This window comes from Kordiimonas gwangyangensis DSM 19435 = JCM 12864 (assembly GCF_000375545.1).
Lineage (GTDB): Bacteria > Pseudomonadota > Alphaproteobacteria > Sphingomonadales > Kordiimonadaceae > Kordiimonas > Kordiimonas gwangyangensis.
Genome location: NZ_AQXF01000002.1, coordinates 104,678 through 122,869 on the forward strand (window position 1 = coordinate 104,678; position 18,192 = coordinate 122,869).

The 18,192-nt window shown below is 57.0% G+C and carries 17 protein-coding genes; all 17 read left to right on the forward strand.

The window, feature by feature from the left end:
• Positions 1–8 precede the first annotated feature (8 nt).
• The 17 genes from nuoG (at position 9) to B150_RS0105505 (ending at position 18,149) form a co-directional block, all read left to right on the forward strand.
• A complete protein-coding gene (gene nuoG, locus B150_RS0105425; protein WP_020398875.1) occupies positions 9–2,060 on the forward strand; it encodes an NADH-quinone oxidoreductase subunit NuoG in 2,052 nt (683 codons plus the stop codon).
• Complete coding sequence (gene nuoH / locus B150_RS0105430) at positions 2,053–3,090, forward strand: NADH-quinone oxidoreductase subunit NuoH (RefSeq protein ID WP_020398876.1); 1,038 nt, start codon at positions 2,053–2,055, stop codon at positions 3,088–3,090. Before nuoG ends, nuoH begins: the two co-directional genes overlap by 8 nt.
• 16 nt (positions 3,091–3,106) lie before the next feature.
• Complete coding sequence (gene nuoI, locus B150_RS0105435) at positions 3,107–3,595, forward strand: NADH-quinone oxidoreductase subunit NuoI (RefSeq protein ID WP_020398877.1); 489 nt, start codon at positions 3,107–3,109, stop codon at positions 3,593–3,595.
• 15 nt (positions 3,596–3,610) lie between these two features.
• Complete coding sequence (locus tag B150_RS0105440; RefSeq protein ID WP_020398878.1) at positions 3,611–4,258, forward strand: NADH-quinone oxidoreductase subunit J; 648 nt, start codon at positions 3,611–3,613, stop codon at positions 4,256–4,258.
• A gap of 13 nt (positions 4,259–4,271) precedes the next feature.
• Positions 4,272–4,580 carry an NADH-quinone oxidoreductase subunit NuoK gene (gene nuoK, locus B150_RS0105445; RefSeq protein WP_020398879.1) on the forward strand — a complete coding sequence of 103 codons (309 nt, stop codon included), beginning with the start codon at positions 4,272–4,274 and terminating at the stop codon, positions 4,578–4,580.
• Positions 4,581–4,584: 4 nt separating this feature from the next.
• Positions 4,585–6,519, forward strand: a complete 1,935-nt coding sequence (nuoL, locus tag B150_RS0105450; protein WP_020398880.1) for an NADH-quinone oxidoreductase subunit L — start codon at positions 4,585–4,587, stop codon at positions 6,517–6,519.
• A gap of 18 nt (positions 6,520–6,537) precedes the next feature.
• Complete coding sequence (locus B150_RS0105455) at positions 6,538–8,103, forward strand: NADH-quinone oxidoreductase subunit M (RefSeq protein ID WP_020398881.1); 1,566 nt, start codon at positions 6,538–6,540, stop codon at positions 8,101–8,103.
• Positions 8,104–8,117: 14 nt separating this feature from the next.
• Entirely contained in the window at positions 8,118–9,572 is a 1,455-nt protein-coding gene (nuoN, locus tag B150_RS0105460) for an NADH-quinone oxidoreductase subunit NuoN (RefSeq protein ID WP_020398882.1), read from the forward strand.
• A complete protein-coding gene (locus tag B150_RS0105465) occupies positions 9,572–10,354 on the forward strand; it encodes a biotin--[acetyl-CoA-carboxylase] ligase (RefSeq protein WP_020398883.1) in 783 nt (260 codons plus the stop codon). Before nuoN ends, B150_RS0105465 begins: the two co-directional genes overlap by 1 nt.
• Positions 10,355–10,359: 5 nt before the next feature.
• Positions 10,360–11,133, forward strand: coding sequence for a type III pantothenate kinase (locus B150_RS0105470; RefSeq protein ID WP_020398884.1), 774 nt, complete (start codon positions 10,360–10,362; stop codon positions 11,131–11,133).
• A gap of 8 nt (positions 11,134–11,141) precedes the next feature.
• A complete protein-coding gene (locus B150_RS0105475; protein WP_020398885.1) occupies positions 11,142–12,824 on the forward strand; it encodes a ribonuclease J in 1,683 nt (560 codons plus the stop codon).
• Positions 12,825–12,834: 10 nt separating this feature from the next.
• Positions 12,835–13,239, forward strand: coding sequence for a methylmalonyl-CoA epimerase (gene mce, locus B150_RS0105480; RefSeq protein WP_020398886.1), 405 nt, complete (start codon positions 12,835–12,837; stop codon positions 13,237–13,239).
• Positions 13,240–13,244: 5 nt separating this feature from the next.
• Entirely contained in the window at positions 13,245–13,499 is a 255-nt protein-coding gene (locus B150_RS0105485; RefSeq protein WP_020398887.1) for a DUF1467 family protein, read from the forward strand.
• Between the two features lie 145 nt (positions 13,500–13,644).
• Positions 13,645–14,448: a phytanoyl-CoA dioxygenase family protein gene (locus tag B150_RS0105490; RefSeq protein WP_020398888.1), complete on the forward strand. Its 804-nt coding sequence runs from the start codon at positions 13,645–13,647 to the stop codon at positions 14,446–14,448.
• Positions 14,449–14,890: 442 nt separating this feature from the next.
• Entirely contained in the window at positions 14,891–16,201 is a 1,311-nt protein-coding gene (proS, locus tag B150_RS0105495; RefSeq protein WP_020398889.1) for a proline--tRNA ligase, read from the forward strand.
• Between the two features lie 27 nt (positions 16,202–16,228).
• Positions 16,229–17,476, forward strand: a complete 1,248-nt coding sequence (locus B150_RS0105500; RefSeq protein WP_020398890.1) for a lipoprotein-releasing ABC transporter permease subunit — start codon at positions 16,229–16,231, stop codon at positions 17,474–17,476.
• Positions 17,469–18,149, forward strand: a complete 681-nt coding sequence (locus tag B150_RS0105505; RefSeq protein WP_020398891.1) for an ABC transporter ATP-binding protein — start codon at positions 17,469–17,471, stop codon at positions 18,147–18,149. The genes B150_RS0105500 and B150_RS0105505 overlap by 8 nt, the downstream gene beginning before the upstream one ends.
• Positions 18,150–18,192 lie beyond the last annotated feature (43 nt).

The following is an 18,192-nucleotide window of genomic DNA, read 5'->3' on the forward strand; positions in this document are numbered from 1 at the left end:
AGAGTTAGATGCCCACGCTAACCATTGATGGAAAAGAAGTAACTGTAGAGGCGGGCACGACCGTTCTGCAGGCGTGTGAGGAAATCGGCATTGAAGTGCCGCGTTTCTGCTATCACGAGCGCCTGTCGATTGCCGGTAACTGCCGCATGTGCCTCGTGGACATGGAACGTTCGCCGAAGCCAATCGCAAGCTGCGCAATGCCAGCGGGTGACGGCATGGTGATCCACACCAATACCGAACGCGTAAAAAAAGCGCGCGAAGGTGTGATGGAGTTCCTGCTGATCAACCACCCGCTTGACTGCCCGATCTGTGACCAGGGCGGTGAATGTGACCTTCAGGACCAGGCCATGGCCTTCGGTCGCGGCGCGAACCGTTTCGACGAGAACAAGCGCGCGGTTGAAGACAAACACATGGGTCCGCTCATTTCCACCACCATGACACGCTGCATTCACTGCATGCGCTGCGTGCGCTTCTCCGAAGAAGTTGCCGGTGTGGATGACATGGGCGCGCTGTGGCGTGGCGAACATACGGAAGTGACCACGTATCTCGAGAAATCGCTCGACAGCGAAATGTCGGGCAACGTGATTGACCTTTGCCCGGTAGGCGCACTGACCTCGAAGCCCTATGCCTTCACGGCGCGGAGCTGGGAACTGAAGCACACCGAAAGCATCGACGTGATGGACGCCGTTGGCTCGAACATCAGCGTTGATACCCGCGGTGCTGCGGTCATGCGCATTCTGCCGCGTCTTAATGAAGACGTGAACGAAGAGTGGATCTCCGACAAGACACGCTTTGTTTATGATGGTCTTCGTAAGCGCCGCCTTGACCGTCCCTATGTTCGCAAGAACAAGAAGCTTGAAGAAGCAACCTGGGGCGAAGCGTTTGAGGCGATCAAGAAAAAGCTCAAAGGCGTTTCGGGCGATGAGATTGCAGCCATCGTTGGCGACCTCGCCGACATGGAAGCCATGCTCGCGCTCAAGGACCTGATGGCGTCGCTCGGCGCAAGCCGTATTGAGGGCCGCCAGGATGGTGCTGCGATCGACGCAAGCGTGCGCTCAGGCTACCTTTTCAACACCAGCATCGCTGGTATCGAAGAAGCAGACTATCTGCTGCTCGTTGGCTGTGACCCGCGCACAGAAGCGCCGATCATCAACACACGCATCCGTAAGGCTGTTCGTCACCTTGGTCTCAAGGTCGGCAACATCGGCAACGCTGTTGACCTCACCTACAAGGTTGAGGAATTTGGCGACGATGCGACGATCCTGAAGTCGGTGGGAACAGGCCGCCATGACGCTGCAAAAGCGCTCAAGGCTGCGAAAAACCCGATGATCATCGTCGGTCAGGCGGCACTTGCCCGTGAAGACGGCGCTGCTGTCCTCAAGGCAGTACGTGACATTGCTGACCGTTACTGTGTGCGTGAAGGCTGGAACGGCTTCAACATGCTGCACACTGCAGCGGCGCGTGTTGGCGCGATGGACCTTGGTCTCACGACCGAGGGCGGCGTTGACGCGATCCTTGATGACGCGAAGGCTGGCAAACTGAAGGCTGTCTTCCTTCTCGGCGCTGACGAGGTGGATACAAGCGATCTCGCCAAAACCTTTACGGTTTACCTCGGCACCCATGGTGATGAAGGCGTGAAGAACGCTGACGTGATCCTGCCGGGCGCAGCCTATACCGAGAAATCGGGCACCTATATCAACACCGAAGGCCGCGTGCAGCGCACGGAGAAAGCCCACTTCGCACCGGGCGACGCCCGCGAGGACTGGACGATCCTGCGTGCACTGTCTGACATTGTTGGTACGACGCTGCCGTACAATACCATCGGTGAACTGCGTGCCCGCCTTGCAGAAGTCGCACCGGCGACCGCGACGCGTGACACACTGCCGACGGAAGCCTGGGGCGACTTTGGCACCAAGGGTGAACTCGCAGACGGCGGTTTTGCACCGATTATCGATAATTTTTACCTGACAAACCCGATTGCCCGTGCAAGCCAGATCATGGCTGACTGCGTAGCAGCGCGCGGCTTCGAGGACGAGGAGGCGACGGGAACCCATGGTTGAGGCGCTTTATAACCTTTTCGGTGGCGAAGGACCTTTCCTTTACTTCCTCGCGGTCATTGCATCGATCCTTGGGGTCGTGCTGCCGCTGACGATTGCCGTCGCTTTCGCGGTTTATTTCGACCGTAAGATCTGGGCCGCTGTGCAGATGCGCCGTGGTCCGAACGTGGTGGGGCCGTTTGGTTTGCTGCAATCCTTCGCGGACGGTATCAAGCTGTTCCTGAAGGAGACGATCATTCCGGCAGGTGCCAACAAGGTCATCTTCCTGATGGCGCCGATGATCACCTTCACACTCGCACTCATCTCATGGGCGGTAATCCCGTTCGATGAAGGCATGGCGATCTCTGACCTGAACGTTGGTGTGCTTTATATCCTCGCGATCTCTTCGCTTGGCGTATACGGCATCATCATGTCGGGCTGGGCATCGAACAGCCGCTATGCGTTCCTTGGTGGCCTGCGCTCCGCCGCACAGATGGTATCCTACGAGGTATCCATCGGCTTTGTGCTTGTGTGTGTGCTTGTGAAAGTGGGCTCGCTGAACCTGAGCGATGTGGTGTATGCGCAAGAAGGCGGCGTGCTGAGCTGGCACTTCATCCCGTTCTTCCCGATTTTCATCATTTTCTTCATCTCGGCACTGGCTGAAACCAACCGCCCACCGTTTGACCTTCCGGAAGCGGAAGCCGAGCTTGTGGCCGGTTATCAGGTTGAATATTCGTCGATGGCGTTCGCGCTCTTCTTCCTTGGCGAATATGCCAACATCCTCTTGATGTCGATTGTGATGGCGATCCTGTTCTTCGGTGGCTGGTATGCGCCGCTTCCGTTCCTGGATTTCATTCCGGGCTTTATCTGGCTCTTCATCAAAACCGCGCTCTTCTTCTGGATGTTCGCGATGGTGAAGGCGTTTGTGCCGCGTTACCGCTACGACCAACTGATGCGTCTTGGCTGGAAAGTGTTCCTGCCGCTGTCGCTCGCATTTGTCATCATTTACTCGGGGGTCATGGTTTACGCCGGCTGGCTCCCCACCAACGGATAACGGAGAGGCTTGATAAATGACTGCTATCGTACAAGCCGCTAAAAGCTTGCTTCTGAAGGAATTTTGGGCAGCGCTCGTGCTGACGACCAAATATTTCTTCCGCCCGAAAGTGACGATCAACTATCCCTATGAGAAGGGTCCGTTGTCGCCGCGTTTCCGGGGTGAGCACGCGCTGCGTCGTTACCCGAACGGGGAAGAACGCTGCATCGCCTGTAAACTCTGTGAGGCTATCTGCCCGGCACAGGCGATCACGATCGAGGCTGAACCGCGCGCTGACGGCTCTCGCCGTACCACGCGTTATGACATCGACATGACCAAATGCATCTACTGCGGCTTCTGTCAGGAAGCGTGCCCGGTGGATGCGATTGTCGAGGGTCCGAATTTCGAGTTCGCCACGGAAACCCGTGAAGAGCTGATGTACAACAAGGACAAGCTGCTCGCCAACGGTGAGCGCTGGGAGCGCGAGATTGCGGCGAACATCGCCCTTGACGCGCCGTACCGTTAAGGCAGGGGTGGACACATGGATCTCGCTTCAACACTTCCTGCGGCTGCCTTCTGGCTGTTCGCTGCCATTACGGTCCTGTCGGGCCTGATGGTTATCTCATCAAGGAACCCGGTGCACTCCGTGCTCTGGCTTATCCTTGCCTTCTTCTCCGCCGCGGGGCTTTTTGTCCTGATGGGGGCGGAGTTCCTCGCCATGCTGCTCGTGATTGTTTACGTGGGCGCGGTTGCGGTGCTCTTCCTCTTCGTGGTGATGATGCTCGACATCAACTTTGTCGAGCTTCGTCAGGGTTTCCTGCAGTATCTGCCAATTGGTGCGCTGATCGGTCTTATCCTGCTCGCGGAGTTGGTAACGCTTGGCACAGCCTGGACGTTCGGTGGCGATATCGCGCTGAATGCGGCCGCGCCAATGCCAGCGCTTGAGCAGGTTGAGAACACTGCGGCCCTCGGCTCGGTGATCTATACCGACTATATTTTCATCTTCCAGACCGCCGGCCTCATTCTTCTTGTGGCCATGATCGGCGCGATTGTGCTTACGCACCGCGACCGTCCGGGTGTGAAACGCCAGAATATCGGCAAACAGAACGCCCGCCGTCCGGAAGATGCTTTCGAACTCGTTGATGTGGAAGTTGGCAAGGGTGTTCCCATGCCAACCAAAAAAGGCTAGGGGACGATAGTCCATGACTATTGGGTTAGGACATTATCTGACGGTCGCCGCGATCCTGTTTGTATTCGGGATTTTCGGTATCTTCCTCAACCGGAAGAACGTCATCATCATTCTTATGTCGGTGGAGCTCATTCTGCTCTCCGTCAATATCAACCTCGTGGCCTTCTCTACGCATCTCAATGACCTTGTGGGCCAGGTATTCGCGATGTTCGTGCTGACCGTTGCTGCTGCTGAAGCGGCCATCGGCCTTGCGATCCTCGTTGTTTACTTCCGTACCCGCGGCTCCATCGCCGTGGAAGATATCAACCAGATGAGAGGGTAGGGCGATGATGTACAAACTTATTGTTTTCCTGCCGCTTATCGGCTTCCTGATTGCGGGCATGTTTGGCCGCAGGATTGGTGACAAGGCCAGCCAGCTTCTGACGGCCTCGCTCGTGAGTGTGGCTGCTATCCTCTCCTGGATGGCGTTTGCTGAAATCGCGCTTTCTGGTAACAAAGCGCACGTTCACGTGCTGGACTGGGTATCTTCGGGCACGCTCAACTTCTCTTGGGCATTCAAGATCGACACGCTTACGGCGGTTATGCTGGTTGTCGTCAACTCGGTTTCCGCGCTCGTGCACTGGTATTCCATGGGCTATATGCATGAAGACCCCGACAAGCCGCGCTTCTTCGCGTACCTGTCGCTCTTCACCTTTGCGATGCTGATGCTCGTCACCTCCGATAACCTCGTGCAGATGTTCTTCGGTTGGGAAGGCGTGGGTCTTGCCTCTTACCTGCTCATCGGTTTCTGGTTCAAGAAACCGAGCGCGAACGCAGCCGCCATCAAGGCGTTTGTTGTCAACCGTGTGGGTGACTTTGGCTTCGCGCTTGGTATCTATGCTGTATTTGTGCTGTTCGGCTCCGTTGAGTTCGACGTGATTTTTGCAAACGCCGCTGACTTCCAGAATGCGACGATGACTTTCCTCGGCCATGAATATCATGCGCTGACGGTCATCTGCCTACTGCTGTTCGTGGGTGCCATGGGTAAATCGGCCCAGCTCGGCCTCCACACCTGGCTCCCGGACGCTATGGAAGGGCCGACACCGGTGTCCGCGCTTATTCACGCGGCAACAATGGTGACGGCGGGTGTATTCCTTGTGGCTCGCTTCAGCCCTGTATTCCAATATGCGCCGGATGCGCTTGTTGTTGTCACCGTTATCGGTGCAGCCACGGCCTTCTTCGCGGCCAGTGTTGGCCTTGTGCAGAACGACATCAAACGCGTGATCGCGTATTCGACCTGTTCGCAGCTCGGTTACATGTTCTTCGCGCTTGGCGTTGGTGCCTATGGCGGCGCAGTGTTCCACCTGTTCACGCACGCATTCTTCAAGGCGCTCTTGTTCCTAGGCGCGGGTTCCGTGATCCACGCGATGCACCATGAGCAAGACATGCGCAACATGGGTGGCCTTCTCAAGAAGATCCCACTCACAGCTGCTGTGATGTTCATTGGTAACCTCGCGATCACCGGTTTCCCGTTCCTTTCGGGCTTCTACTCGAAAGATATGATCATCGAAGCTGCTTACGCTTCGCACGCACCGGGCGCTGAATTTGCCTTTGTGATGGGTGTTGCTGCCGCACTGATGACAAGCTTCTACAGCTGGCGTCTGTGGTTCATGACCTTCATGGGCGAAACCCGTGCGGACCATCACACCTATGACCACGCACATGAAGGGCCGTGGACCATCCGCTTCCCGCTTATCGTGCTTGCCGTTGGTGCCGTGTTCGCCGGTATGGTGTTCCATGGTGCGTTCATTGGTGATAACCGCGTGGCCTTCTGGAACGGTGCACTGGTAACGTCGGCACATGACATCATGACCGAAGCACACCACGTACCCTTTATCGTAAAAGCAATGCCATTTGTTGTGATGGTGCTCGGTGCTGTGCTGGCGATGTGGTTCTACCTTCGCAAGACAGACCTGCCGCAGCGCACGGCAGAAATGTGGGACGGCCTTTATGCCTTCCTTCTCAACAAATGGTACTTTGACGAGCTTTATAACTTCATCTTCGTTCGCCCGGCCTTCTGGCTTGGCGGCTTCTTCTGGAAGCGCGGTGATGAACAGACCATCGATGGCTTCGGCCCGAACGGTGTGTCGCACGCGGTCGCTGTGATTGCGGCCAAAGCTCGCAAGCTGCAATCCGGTTATGTCTATCACTATGCGTTTGCCATGATCATCGGCCTCGCGCTCGTGGTGACATGGTTTATGGCCCAGAGTGGCGGACACTAAGGGCAGGGGATATTAAAGATGAATTTTCTGATACATAACCTGCTCTCGCTGATGATGCTCGTGCCGCTCATTGGTGCCGGCTTCGTGCTCATCGTGCGTCACCAGGACAAAGAGATTGAGAAGCGTAACATCCGTTGGGTAACGCTGCTTGCAACGCTCTTCACGTTTGTGCTCAGCATTGTACTTTGGGGCCTGTTTGACGGCTCCACCGCCGACTTCCAGTTCGTTGAGAAATACGAATGGATTGGCAACAGCATCAGCTACCATGTGGGCGTTGACGGCATCTCCATGCTGTTCGTGGTTCTCACGGCTTTCCTGATGCCGATTGTGGTGCTGGCAAGCTGGGAATCTGTCGAGACGCGTGTGAAGGAATATATGATTGCCTTCCTGCTGCTCGAAACCCTGATGATCGGTGTGTTCTCCGCGCTTGATATTTTCCTGTTCTACGTCTTCTTCGAAGGCGGCCTGATCCCGATGTATCTGATCATCGGCGTCTGGGGTGGTTTGAACCGGATTTACGCTAGCTTCAAATTCTTCCTTTATACGCTGCTTGGCTCCGTGCTGATGCTGGTGGCTGTGTTCTATATGTTCATCGAGACCGGCACGACCGATATCCCGATGCTCATGAACCACCACTTTGATGCGGATGTGCAGAATTTGCTCTGGCTCGCCTTCTTTGCCTCGTTCGCGGTGAAGATGCCGATGTGGCCGGTGCATACATGGCTGCCGGATGCGCACGTACAGGCACCAACGGCGGGTTCCGTGATCCTTGCTGGTGTGCTTCTGAAGATGGGTGGTTACGGTTTCCTCCGTTTCAGCCTACCCATGTTCCCGGAAGCCACCATGCACTTCGCGTGGCTTGTGTTTGCACTGTCGATCATTGCGATCGTCTACACATCGCTCGTGGCGCTTGTGCAGAACGACATCAAGAAGCTGATTGCTTATTCGTCCGTCGCCCACATGGGTTTTGTCACCATCGGTATCTTCGTTCTCAATGCGAACGGTATTGAAGGCGCGATCTTCACCATGCTGAGCCACGGTATTGTCTCTGGCGCGCTCTTCCTTTGTGTGGGGGTCATCTATGACCGCCTGCACACGAGGGAAATCTCGCGCTATGGCGGCCTGTCCATCAACATGAAGATCTATGCGACCATCTTTGTCATCTTCTCGATGGCATCGGTTGGTCTGCCGGGTATGAGCGGCTTTGTGGGCGAGTTCCTTGTCCTCAACGGCGCCTACACCTACGACAGCTGGATCGCCTTCTTCGCGACCACCGGCGTGGTACTGGGTGCTGCATACATGCTCTACCTCGTTCGCCGCCTTGTGTTCGGTGAACTGGACAAAGACGATGTGAAAGCCATGCCAGACCTGAACCTGCGTGAGAAGATCATCTTCGTACCGCTCGTTGCTGTGGTCTTCTGGATGGGTATCTATCCGAACAGCTTCCTCGACCCGATCCACGCATCGGTTCAAAACCTGATTGATACGAAATTCTCCGCTTTTGAGAACCAGACGGTTGTCAATGTGGGCCCGGTTGAAGAAACCGAAGCCCCGGCGGCTGAAGCGCATCACGACGCGCACTAAGGAGTAAGTGAGACATGACTGGTGAAATGCCAATCCTCCTCCCTGTGATGCCCGAGCTGATTATGGGCATCGGTGCGATGCTCCTGCTGATGCTGGGTGTATTCCAGGGCGATAAAAGCTACGGCCAGATGGCCAACCTTTCGATCCTGTTGATGGTTGTTGCGGCTTTCGTGATGATCACGCAGGTCGGTGGTGACCGTCAGTTGACCTTCGGCGGCATGTTCGTGACCGACGCCTTTGCGGTGTTTACCAAGACATTGGTGTTCATCGGCTCCGGCATCGCGATCCTGATGTCCGCGTCCTACATGCGCCAGATGGGTATCTCGAAGTTCGAATATCCGATCCTCATTCTTCTTGCCACGCTTGGCATGATGGTGATGATCTCGGCAAACAACCTCATGAGCCTTTATGTCGGCCTTGAGCTGCAAAGCCTCTCGCTCTACGTGCTTGCGGCCCTCAACCGTGACCGTTCGCGCTCTACTGAAGCGGGCCTCAAGTATTTTGTACTGGGTGCGCTCTCATCAGGCATGCTGCTGTACGGCGTATCGCTCATCTACGGTTTTGCTGGCACGACGGACTTCGATACGCTCGCAACCACGCTCAAAGCCATGCATGAGCCGCAAGTTGGCATCATCATTGGCATGGTCTTCCTGATGGCAGGCCTCGCGTTCAAGGTTTCGGCTGTACCGTTCCACATGTGGACGCCTGATGTGTACGAGGGTTCGCCAACCCCGGTTACCGCCTTCTTTGCGGCAGCACCGAAAGTGGCGGCGCTTGCGCTCTTCGTGCGGGTCATGACCACCGGCTTCCCGTCCATGTCGGGCGAGTGGCAGCAGGTTGTTGTGTTTATCTCGATCGCGTCGATGCTTGTCGGCTCCTTCGTGGCGCTCGTGCAAACCAACATCAAACGCCTGATGGCATACTCGAGCATTGGTCATATTGGTTATGCGCTTGTTGGCCTTGCGGCTGCAACACCGGCTGGTGTTGAAGCGCTGCTGATCTATATCGCAATTTACCTCACGATGACGCTCGGCTCCTTCGGTGCTATCCTGACCCTGCGCCGTAGCGAGGGCATGGTTGAAGAAATTTCAGACCTTTCCGGCCTGTCGCAGACCAACCTGCCGCTCGCGATTGCCGTGGCGATCTTCATGTTCTCGCTTGCAGGTATTCCGCTGCTCGCCGGTTTCTGGGGCAAATGGTATGTGTTCCTTGCGGCCGTTGAGGCAGGCCTTATTCCGCTTGCGGTCATCGGCGTGCTGACGAGCGTGGTGGGTGCCTTCTATTACCTCCGCATCATCAAGGTCATGTTCTTTGATGAACCGGCTCCGGCATTTGAAAGTGGCCACGGCCGCGCTGTTTCAAGCGTGATCGCCATTGCCGCTATCGTGAACTCGCCGGTCAGCTACTTCCTGCTCATCGGTCCGCTGGTGGCAGCAGCAAGCTGGGCAGCCGGGTCGCTGTTGTTCTAGTGACAACGGATTATCAAGATTGGGGGGCCTCGGCACCGGCTGGTGTCGGGGCCCACTTTTATGAGGAATGCGGCAGCACCAATGCGGTCGCAACTGAACTTGCCATTGCAGGTGAGCCCGGCCCGCTGTGGATCATTGCAGGTCAGCAAAGTGCCGGGCGCGGTAGTCGGGGCAGGGCGTGGACATCGAAGACCGGCAACCTCTATGCCTCACTGCTCATCCGCCCCCAGCTTGAACCGAAGGATTTGACGGCGCTGCCGTTCATCGCGGCCCTTGCGGTGCGGGATGCTTTCATTGCCCACGGCGCACCAGCGGCTGATGTGCGCTGCAAATGGCCGAACGATGTGCTCATTCGCGACCGCAAGGCGAGCGGTATCCTGATCGAGAGCAGCGCACGTTCCGGCGGCGGGCTTGACCATGTGATTATTGGCATCGGAATGAACATTGGTTTCTATCCGGACGATGCGCAGTTCACGGCAACCAGCCTCAGTGCAGTCGTTGGAAGAGATGTAGCCGTAAGGCCTGTATTCGAATCACTTTCCGCCAGTTTGTTTGCCCGCCTAACAAATTGGAAAGTGGGTGAATTCACCGATATCAGGCAGGACTGGTCAAACGCCGCATGGGGACTAGGTAAGGTCTGTACCTTGCGGACCATGGGGGAGAGCTTTACCGGCACGCCCCGATATCTCGCCGAAGATGGCGGGCTTGTGGTCCTACTGGACGACGGACAGGAAAAACGCCTATATGCAGGGGACATTTTCCCCGTGGCCGGGCTGGAGTGACAAACATGCTTTTGACAATTGATGCAGGCAACACCAACACCGTCTTCGCGCTGATTGAAGACAAGGCGATTGTTGAACAGTGGCGCATCTCCACCTTCGACCAGCGTACGGTGGATGAATATATGGTCTGGATCAGCCATCTGATGGCGCTCCATGGCCGGGACCCGAAGGCGGTCAAAGGGGCGATCATCGCGAGCGTTGTGCCGCAGGTGGTGTGGCCGCTGACCCAGCTGTGCAAAAAATACTTCGGCTGTGAGCCGCTCATTGTCGGCACGCCGGGGGTTGAGCTTGGTGTTGATGTGCGTGTCACGAACCCTGCCGAAGTGGGCGCTGACAGGCTCGTGAACGCGGTTGCCGGGCACGCGCTTTATGGCGGCCCGCTCGTAGTCGTTGACTTCGGTACCGCGACGACGTTTGACGTGGTTGGCCGTGACGGCGCATACCTTGGCGGCATCATCTGCCCCGGTATCAACCTGTCGCTCCACGCGCTACACCAAGCGGCGGCCAAGCTGCCGCGTATTGCAGTGAGCGCGCCGACCAGCGACCGGGTGACCGGCAAGTCCACATTAGAAGCCATGCAATCAGGCATCTTCTGGGGCTATGTTAGCATGATCGAAGGCCTTGTATCGCGGCTCAAGCGCGAGCATGGTGAGGATATCAAGGTTTTGGCAACCGGGGGACTTGCGCCCGTCTTCGCCAACCATACCGACGCCATCGGCGACGTCGTGGGGGACCTGACACTTCAGGGCCTGCGCCTTATCTTTGAGCGCAACAACTAGGACGACGAATGGCTTATATGAAACCAGACGACAACCGGCTTTTGTTCCTGCCTATCGGTGGCTCGGGCGAGATTGGGATGAACCTCAATCTATACGGCCACAAAGGCAAATGGCTGATGGTCGACTGCGGCATGAGCTTCGCGGACACTCACCTGCCGGGGGTGGACCTCATTTTCCCCGACCCTGTGTTCATTGAAGACGAACAGGAAGATCTTGTAGGCCTTGTGCTCACGCACGGGCACGAGGATCATATCGGCGCGGTGCCGTACCTTTGGGAACGATTCCGTTGCCCAGTTTACGCGACACCGTTCACGGCTGAACTGGTGGAAGACAAGCTCAAGGAAGCCGGGCTCTTCGATCAAGTTGAGCTGCATATTGTAGATGCACTTGAGACGCTCGAACTTGGGCCTTTCAAGGTGCGGTATGTGCCGCTCGCGCACTCCATCGCTGAAGGGCATGGCCTCGCGATCGAGACATCCAAGGGCACGATCTTCCACACAGGCGACTGGAAGCTTGATGACAGGCCGCTGATTGGGCCGGCGTGCCCGTCACCCGTGCTATCGGAACTGGGCGATAAGGGTGTGCTGGCGCTTGTGGGTGACAGCACCAACGTGTTCAACGCAAGCGAATCCGGCTCCGAGGCCGCAGTGCGCGAGAGCCTCAAGGAACTTGTCGCGGGCATGAAAAACCGCGTGGTGATCACCACATTTGCCTCGAACGTGGCGCGGCTTGAGACAATTGGCGAGGTTGCCAAGTCTACCGGTCGCCGCTTGGTGCTTTTGGGGCGCTCCATGGAGCGGGTATACAAGGCAGCAAAAGCCACAGGCTATCTGACCGATTTCCCGCCGCTTGTGGACGAGGAAGACGCTGACTATCTGCCCAAGGATGAAATCCTGATCGCCTGCACAGGCTGCCAAGGTGAACCACGCGCGGCCATCGCACGTATCGCACGCGATGATCACAAGAACCTGCAACTCAGCCCCGGCGACAATGTGGTGTTCTCATCCAAGATTATCCCGGGCAACGAGATCGTCTTGGGTCAGCTCTTTAACCAGCTTGCTATCAAACACATCAATGTGGTGACGGAGAAGGACGCTTTCATTCACGTTTCCGGCCATCCGGGCCGCGCGGAACTGAAGCGCATGTATGAATGGACCAAGCCGTTCGCCGTTATTCCTGTGCACGGCGAAGCGCGGCACCTGCAGCGCCATGCGGCATATGCGCGCGAACTGGGCATCAAACATACCATTGTGCCCAAGAACGGCGATATAATCGAGATCAGCAAAAAAGGCCTGAAGCTTGTTGACGAAGCGCCGGTCGGACGCTTGGCACTGGACGGCAACACCATTGTCTCGGTTGCTGATGAGGCCATCGCCGACCGTAGGCGTGCGGCAGTGAACGGCTTCGTGACCGTGAGTGTGGTTTTCGACCGGGACGGCACCTTGGCGGCCGAGCCGCTGATTGCCATTCTTGGCTTGCCGAAGCAGGACGACGACGTGTTCTATGACGGCATGCTGGACGCCATCGAGGACGGCCTTGAGCGGATGGCGAAACCATCGCGCCTGTCGGATACGATGGTTGAAGATGTAATCCGCATAGCGGTCAGGCGTTTCTGCCGCCGCGAGGTGGGCAAGAACCCGGGCGTTGCGTCGCTGATTAACAGGCGCGGCGAGCTGGAATTCAGGAAGTAGGGAAGTAGCGATGATTGGAAAGCTGAACCATGTTGCCATTGTGGTGCCAGACCTTGCGGCGGGCGCTGCGGTCTACAGGGATACCCTCGGCGCGGATGTATCCGAGCCGATGGACCTGCCGGACCACGGTGTGACAACGGTATTTGTGAACCTGCCCAATACCAAGATTGAGCTCCTGCACCCGCTTGGCGAAGGCTCCACCATTGCCAAATTCCTCGCGAATAATCCCTCAGGCGGCATGCACCACGTATGTTATGAGGTGGAAGACATTATCGCTGCGCGGGACAAGCTGAAGGCTGACGGCATGCGCGTTCTGGGCGACGGTGAGCCAAAAATTGGCGCACACGGCAAGCCTGTGTTGTTCCTGCACCCCAAAGACTTCTGCGGCACCCTTGTCGAGATCGAGGAGGTATAAGCACCATGAATATCGCGACCATTATCCTCGTTTACGTCATCGCCTGGTGGATGGTGTTCTTTGCAGCACTGCCCGTCGGTGTGCGTTCGCAACATGAAAGCCCGGAAGAATTTGTGCCCGGCACCGAACCGGCGGCACCCGTGAATCCGAACCTGAAGAAAAAGATGCTGATCACAACGGTGATCGCCTTTGTTCTGACGGTGGCCTATTATTTCCTCGCCACCAGTGACCTGATCACCTTCCGTCAGCCCCACGTCTGATAACGGATACCAAAGCCAATGTTCTATTGCATGACACATACCCTGACCGGCACGACCCGAGCCTGAGTGCTCACCGCGCCACGGGAAGCGTGCTTCCCTGATTGATCAGCCTGCCAGCTTTGGCAGGCCAGTAAGGTTATTTGTCATGACATCAGTTGAGAACACTGGCCAGCTTGCACTGGACCAAAACGATATTGCACAATTTGTCGAGCAGGGTTTCATCCGGCTTGACCACGCTTTCCCCCCATGCCTTGCAGATGACGCCCGTTCCATTCTCTGGCAGGATATGGGGATGGACCCGTTGAACCCTGCAGCGTGGTCAGTGCCTGTCGTCAGGCTTGGTATGTATAGCCAGGCGCCTTTCGTTGCCGCCGCCAATACACCGAGGCTGCGCGCTGCCTATGACCAGCTTGTGGGGCAGGGGCGATGGCAGCGCCCCGGCGCGATGGGCTCGTTTGTTGTGCGCTTTCCTTCCGAGAGCGAGCCCCATGATGCAGGTTGGCATGTTGATGTCAGCTTCGGGTATGAGAATTCCGACTTCATGGAGTGGCGTGCAAACATTGTATCGCGTGGCCGCATGCTGCTGATGCTATTCCTGTTTTCCGATGTGGGAGGTGAAGATGGGCCGACACGTATTCGCGCTGGCTCACACCATATAATAGCGCGACAGTTGGCCAAACATGGTGATGAGGGTCTGACCCTGCGTGAGCTTGCGAAAGAGGGGTTTTCAGATACGAGCGGGTGCAAGGAAGTCCTCGCAACCGGGACCGCAGGGACCGTGTATCTCTGTCATCCGTTCCTTGTGCACTCAGCCCAGGCACACAAAGGGCAGAACCCGCGCTTCCTTGCGCAGCCTCCACTGTTGCCGATCCCGGACATGAGTGCTGGCGATGCGGACGCGCTAAATTTCCCGGTCGGGCAGGTTATCGCACAAGCGCTATGTGGTTAGAGCTGGTCAAAGCCTGAAAATGAAAAAGCAAGGCGCGATGCCTTGCTTTTCCTAATCTATAAATCGGTAGTTCTTTGAACTTACCTATATTTTATAGCGCAAAGTTCCTCCCTGAGCGTGGGCCACATAGCGTGGAACCGGTTTCAGCTCTGCGCATCACCGAAGCTATGCGCTTGCCCCCGCCGGTGTCACCAATTTAGAGATGAAGAAACACTAGATGTAGTGTTTGTTTGAGGCGTCTGTTGCATCGGTGCAACATTTGACGCGATGTGCATCCTTAAATTGCGCAAAATTGACCGAATATTGCGCGCGCGGGCCGGATAATTTTCAAGAAACCCGTTGCTATTCACCGTGCGGAGCGGCAAAAGAAGCACAGGAAGGACACTGCCGGGGCCGGCTGTCGTCCGCTTTCAAAAATGCCAATGAATAAAACGAGTAAGCCATGCGTCTAAGCCGCTATTTTCTGCCGACTCTGAAGGAAACCCCCAGCGAGGCGCAAATCGCCTCCCACCGCCTGATGCTGCGCGCCGGTATGATCCGGCAGGGTGCGGCCGGTATTTATAGCTGGCTGCCAATGGGCCTCAAGGTACTGAGGAAGATTGAGCAGATTGTACGCGAAGAGCAGGACCGCGCGGGCGCGCAGGAACTTCTGATGCCGACCATTCAGGCTGCCGACCTCTGGATCGAGAGCGGCCGCTATGACGATTACGGCAAGGAAATGCTGCGCATTGAAGACCGTCACGAACGCCAGATGCTGTTCGGCCCGACCAACGAGGAAATGATCACGGACATTTTCCGCCGGGAAGTGAAGTCCTACAAGGACCTGCCGAAGAACCTCTATCACATTCAGTGGAAGTTCCGGGACGAGATTCGCCCGCGCTTCGGCGTGATGCGGGGCCGCGAATTCCTGATGAAGGACGCCTACAGCTTTGACCTGACCGAAGAAGACGGCCGCAAGTCCTATAACGCCATGTTCGTGGCTTACCTGCGCACCTTCGCGCGCCTTGGCCTCAAGGCTATCCCGATGCGCGCGGACACTGGCCCCATTGGTGGTGACCTCAGTCACGAGTTCATCGTGCTCGCGGAAACCGGCGAGAGCGAAGTGTTCTTCGACAAGGCCTTTGATGCGCTTGACCCGATGATTGACGCGGGCGAGGGTGATGACCTGCAAGCCGTTGTGGATGAGTGGACCAGCATTTATGCGGCCACGGACGAAATCCACAAGCCGGAAGATTGCCCGGTTGATGCGTCCAAGCTTGTGAACGGTCGCGGCATTGAAGTTGGCCACATCTTCTTCTTCGGTGAAAAATATTCAAAACCGATGGGTGCAAACGTACAGGGCCCGAATGGCGAGACTGTCACCGTTCAGATGGGTTCCTACGGCGTGGGTGTGTCCCGCCTTGTTGGTGCCATCATTGAAGCGTGTCATGACGACGGCGGCATTGTTTGGCCCGAAAGCGTGGCCCCGTTCAAGGTTGGTCTCATGAACCTTCGCTTCAAGGACGAGAACTGCACAGCAGCTTGTGACAAGCTCTACGGGGAGCTCACCAAAGCGGGTGTTGAGGTTCTTTATGATGACCGTGACCAGAGCGCGGGTGCCAAGTTCGCCAATATGGACCTGATTGGCCTGCCTTGGCAGCTTGCAGTTGGTCCGCGCGGCCTTGAGAACGGCGTTGTCGAGCTCAAGAACCGCAAGACCGGCGAGCGGGTCGAGTTGTCGCCAGAAGACGCTGTCGCTAAACTGACAGCCTGAGGCCTATAAAACGAGGGGAGGAGCCGCGTGCTGGCACGGGGATATGAATGGTCGGTCGCGATGCGCTATATGCTGGCGCGTAAACGGGACCGGGTAATTTCCGTCACTGCGGTTCTTTCCGTTACCGCCATTGCGCTTGGTGTTACCGCGCTCATTGTGGTGATGGCGGTGATGAACGGCTTCCGCGCGGAGCTGATGGACAAGATCCTTGGCTATCACGGCCATATCCTTATTCAGGGCTACGGCGGCCAGCTCTCCGGCTACGAGAAAATCATGGATGATCTCAAAGACCGGGATGACATCGTCAAGATGATGCCCTTCAGTGAAAATCAGGTCATGGTGACGAACGAGGGGGACGCCTGGGGCGCCATCGTCCGTGGCCTGCCGGACGAATATTTCACCGCTGACAAGCTTGGCATTGCCGAAGTGAAGGCCGGTGTGGTTGAAGCCGCACCGCAGGAAGTGGGCCTTGTGCTTGGTTACCAGCTCGCGAACCGGTTGCGGGTTACAGCCGGTGACCGGGTCACCATTGTAAGCCCCAAGTCGGTCGCAACACCCTTTGGCTCGACCCTCCGGTATCTCTCCTATCCCGTTGTTGCGGTTGTGGAAATTGGCGTTTACCAGTTCGACGAAAGCTTTATTGGCATGCCGCTTGAGGAAGCGCAGCGCTTCTTCCGGCTTGAGGACAGCGTCGCGAATATCGAGATCATGCTCAGGGACGCGGACGCCGTGGATACAGTCGGGCCGGAGATCGGCGCGGTTGTGGGTGAGCGGGCTTACGTGCGCACGTGGCGGTCGCTGAACCAGAGCCTTGTTGGCGCACTGCAGACCGAACGGGTGATGATGTTCCTCATCGTGGGCCTCATTATCCTCGTGGCGGTGTTCAATATTTCCTCCAGCCTGTTTATGCTGGTGAAGGACAAGTCCCCGGATATTGCGATCCTGCGCACGATTGGGGCCACACAGGCATCGATCAAACGCATCTTTGTCACCATCGGGCTGTTTGTGGGCTCCGCCGGCATTGTGTCAGGCAGCCTGCTGTCGTGGCTGATTATCGCCAACATCGACGCCATCAAAACCTTTATCGAGAAAGCCTTTGGCCTTCAGGTCTGGGACCCGGCGGTCCGTTTTATCACCAGCCTCAGGGCTGAGGTGAATATCGTGGAAGCTGGTCTCACGGTTGGTCTTGCGCTTATTCTCTCGTTCGCGGCCACCATCATTCCGGCGCGCCGCGCCGCCAAGATCGACCCGGTGGAGGTACTTCGTTATGAATAAGCCGGCTCTCGAACTTATTGGCATCGAACGCGCATTCCGCCAAGGCCACAAGGTGGTTGAAGTGCTGCGCGGCATTGACCTCAGCGTTCAGTCTGGTGAGCTTGTCGCGCTTGTGGGGGCATCTGGTTCCGGCAAGTCGACACTTCTGCAGATTGCTGGCCTTCTTGACCAGACCGACGAAGGATCGGTCTATATCTCGGGCGGCGAAGCGACGACGCTGAAGGATGAAGCGCGCGCCAAGCTCAGGCAACAGTCGCTTGGCTTCGTCTATCAGTTCCATCATCTTCTGCCGGACTTCACTGCCGTGGAGAATGTGGCCATGGCCCTTCGCATCGGCGGTACGTCTGAGAAGGAAGCCAATGAACGCGCGCGGGAAATCCTCGTGCAGGTTGGGCTTGAGGAGCGTCTTGATCATACCCCAAGCGAACTTTCAGGGGGTGAGCAACAGCGTGTCGCCATCGCGCGGGCGCTTGTGGGTGACCCTGTGCTTCTGCTGGCGGACGAACCCACCGGCAACCTGGATGAAGCCACGGCCGGCAAGGTGTTTGACCTGTTTGTTGAATTGGTGCGGGAACGTGGCCTCGCGGCCCTTATCGCCACGCACGACGTGACACTCGCGGCCAAGATGGACCGCCGCCTCACGCTGCGTGAAGGCGTGCTCCATAGCGCTTGAGTATCCATGCCCGGCCTTGTAGGCTGGGCACATCAATTGATTT

Bases quoted from the DNA above. Each gene is read 5' to 3' on its own strand.
- nuoL (WP_020398880.1), top strand. From the start codon at position 4,585: ATGATGTACAAACTTATTGTTTTCCTGCCGCTTATCGGCTTCCTGATT.
- nuoN (WP_020398882.1), top strand. From the start codon at position 8,118: ATGACTGGTGAAATGCCAATCCTCCTCCCTGTGATGCCCGAGCTGATT.
- nuoH (WP_020398876.1), top strand. From the start codon at position 2,053: ATGGTTGAGGCGCTTTATAACCTTTTCGGTGGCGAAGGACCTTTCCTT.
- B150_RS0105490 (WP_020398888.1), top strand. From the start codon at position 13,645: ATGACATCAGTTGAGAACACTGGCCAGCTTGCACTGGACCAAAACGAT.
- nuoG (WP_020398875.1), top strand. From the start codon at position 9: ATGCCCACGCTAACCATTGATGGAAAAGAAGTAACTGTAGAGGCGGGC.
- nuoI (WP_020398877.1), top strand. From the start codon at position 3,107: ATGACTGCTATCGTACAAGCCGCTAAAAGCTTGCTTCTGAAGGAATTT.
- proS (WP_020398889.1), top strand. From the start codon at position 14,891: ATGCGTCTAAGCCGCTATTTTCTGCCGACTCTGAAGGAAACCCCCAGC.
- nuoK (WP_020398879.1), top strand. From the start codon at position 4,272: ATGACTATTGGGTTAGGACATTATCTGACGGTCGCCGCGATCCTGTTT.
- mce (WP_020398886.1), top strand. From the start codon at position 12,835: ATGATTGGAAAGCTGAACCATGTTGCCATTGTGGTGCCAGACCTTGCG.
- B150_RS0105455 (WP_020398881.1), top strand. From the start codon at position 6,538: ATGAATTTTCTGATACATAACCTGCTCTCGCTGATGATGCTCGTGCCG.
- B150_RS0105440 (WP_020398878.1), top strand. From the start codon at position 3,611: ATGGATCTCGCTTCAACACTTCCTGCGGCTGCCTTCTGGCTGTTCGCT.
- B150_RS0105505 (WP_020398891.1), top strand. From the start codon at position 17,469: ATGAATAAGCCGGCTCTCGAACTTATTGGCATCGAACGCGCATTCCGC.
- B150_RS0105475 (WP_020398885.1), top strand. From the start codon at position 11,142: ATGGCTTATATGAAACCAGACGACAACCGGCTTTTGTTCCTGCCTATC.
- B150_RS0105470 (WP_020398884.1), top strand. From the start codon at position 10,360: ATGCTTTTGACAATTGATGCAGGCAACACCAACACCGTCTTCGCGCTG.
- B150_RS0105485 (WP_020398887.1), top strand. From the start codon at position 13,245: ATGAATATCGCGACCATTATCCTCGTTTACGTCATCGCCTGGTGGATG.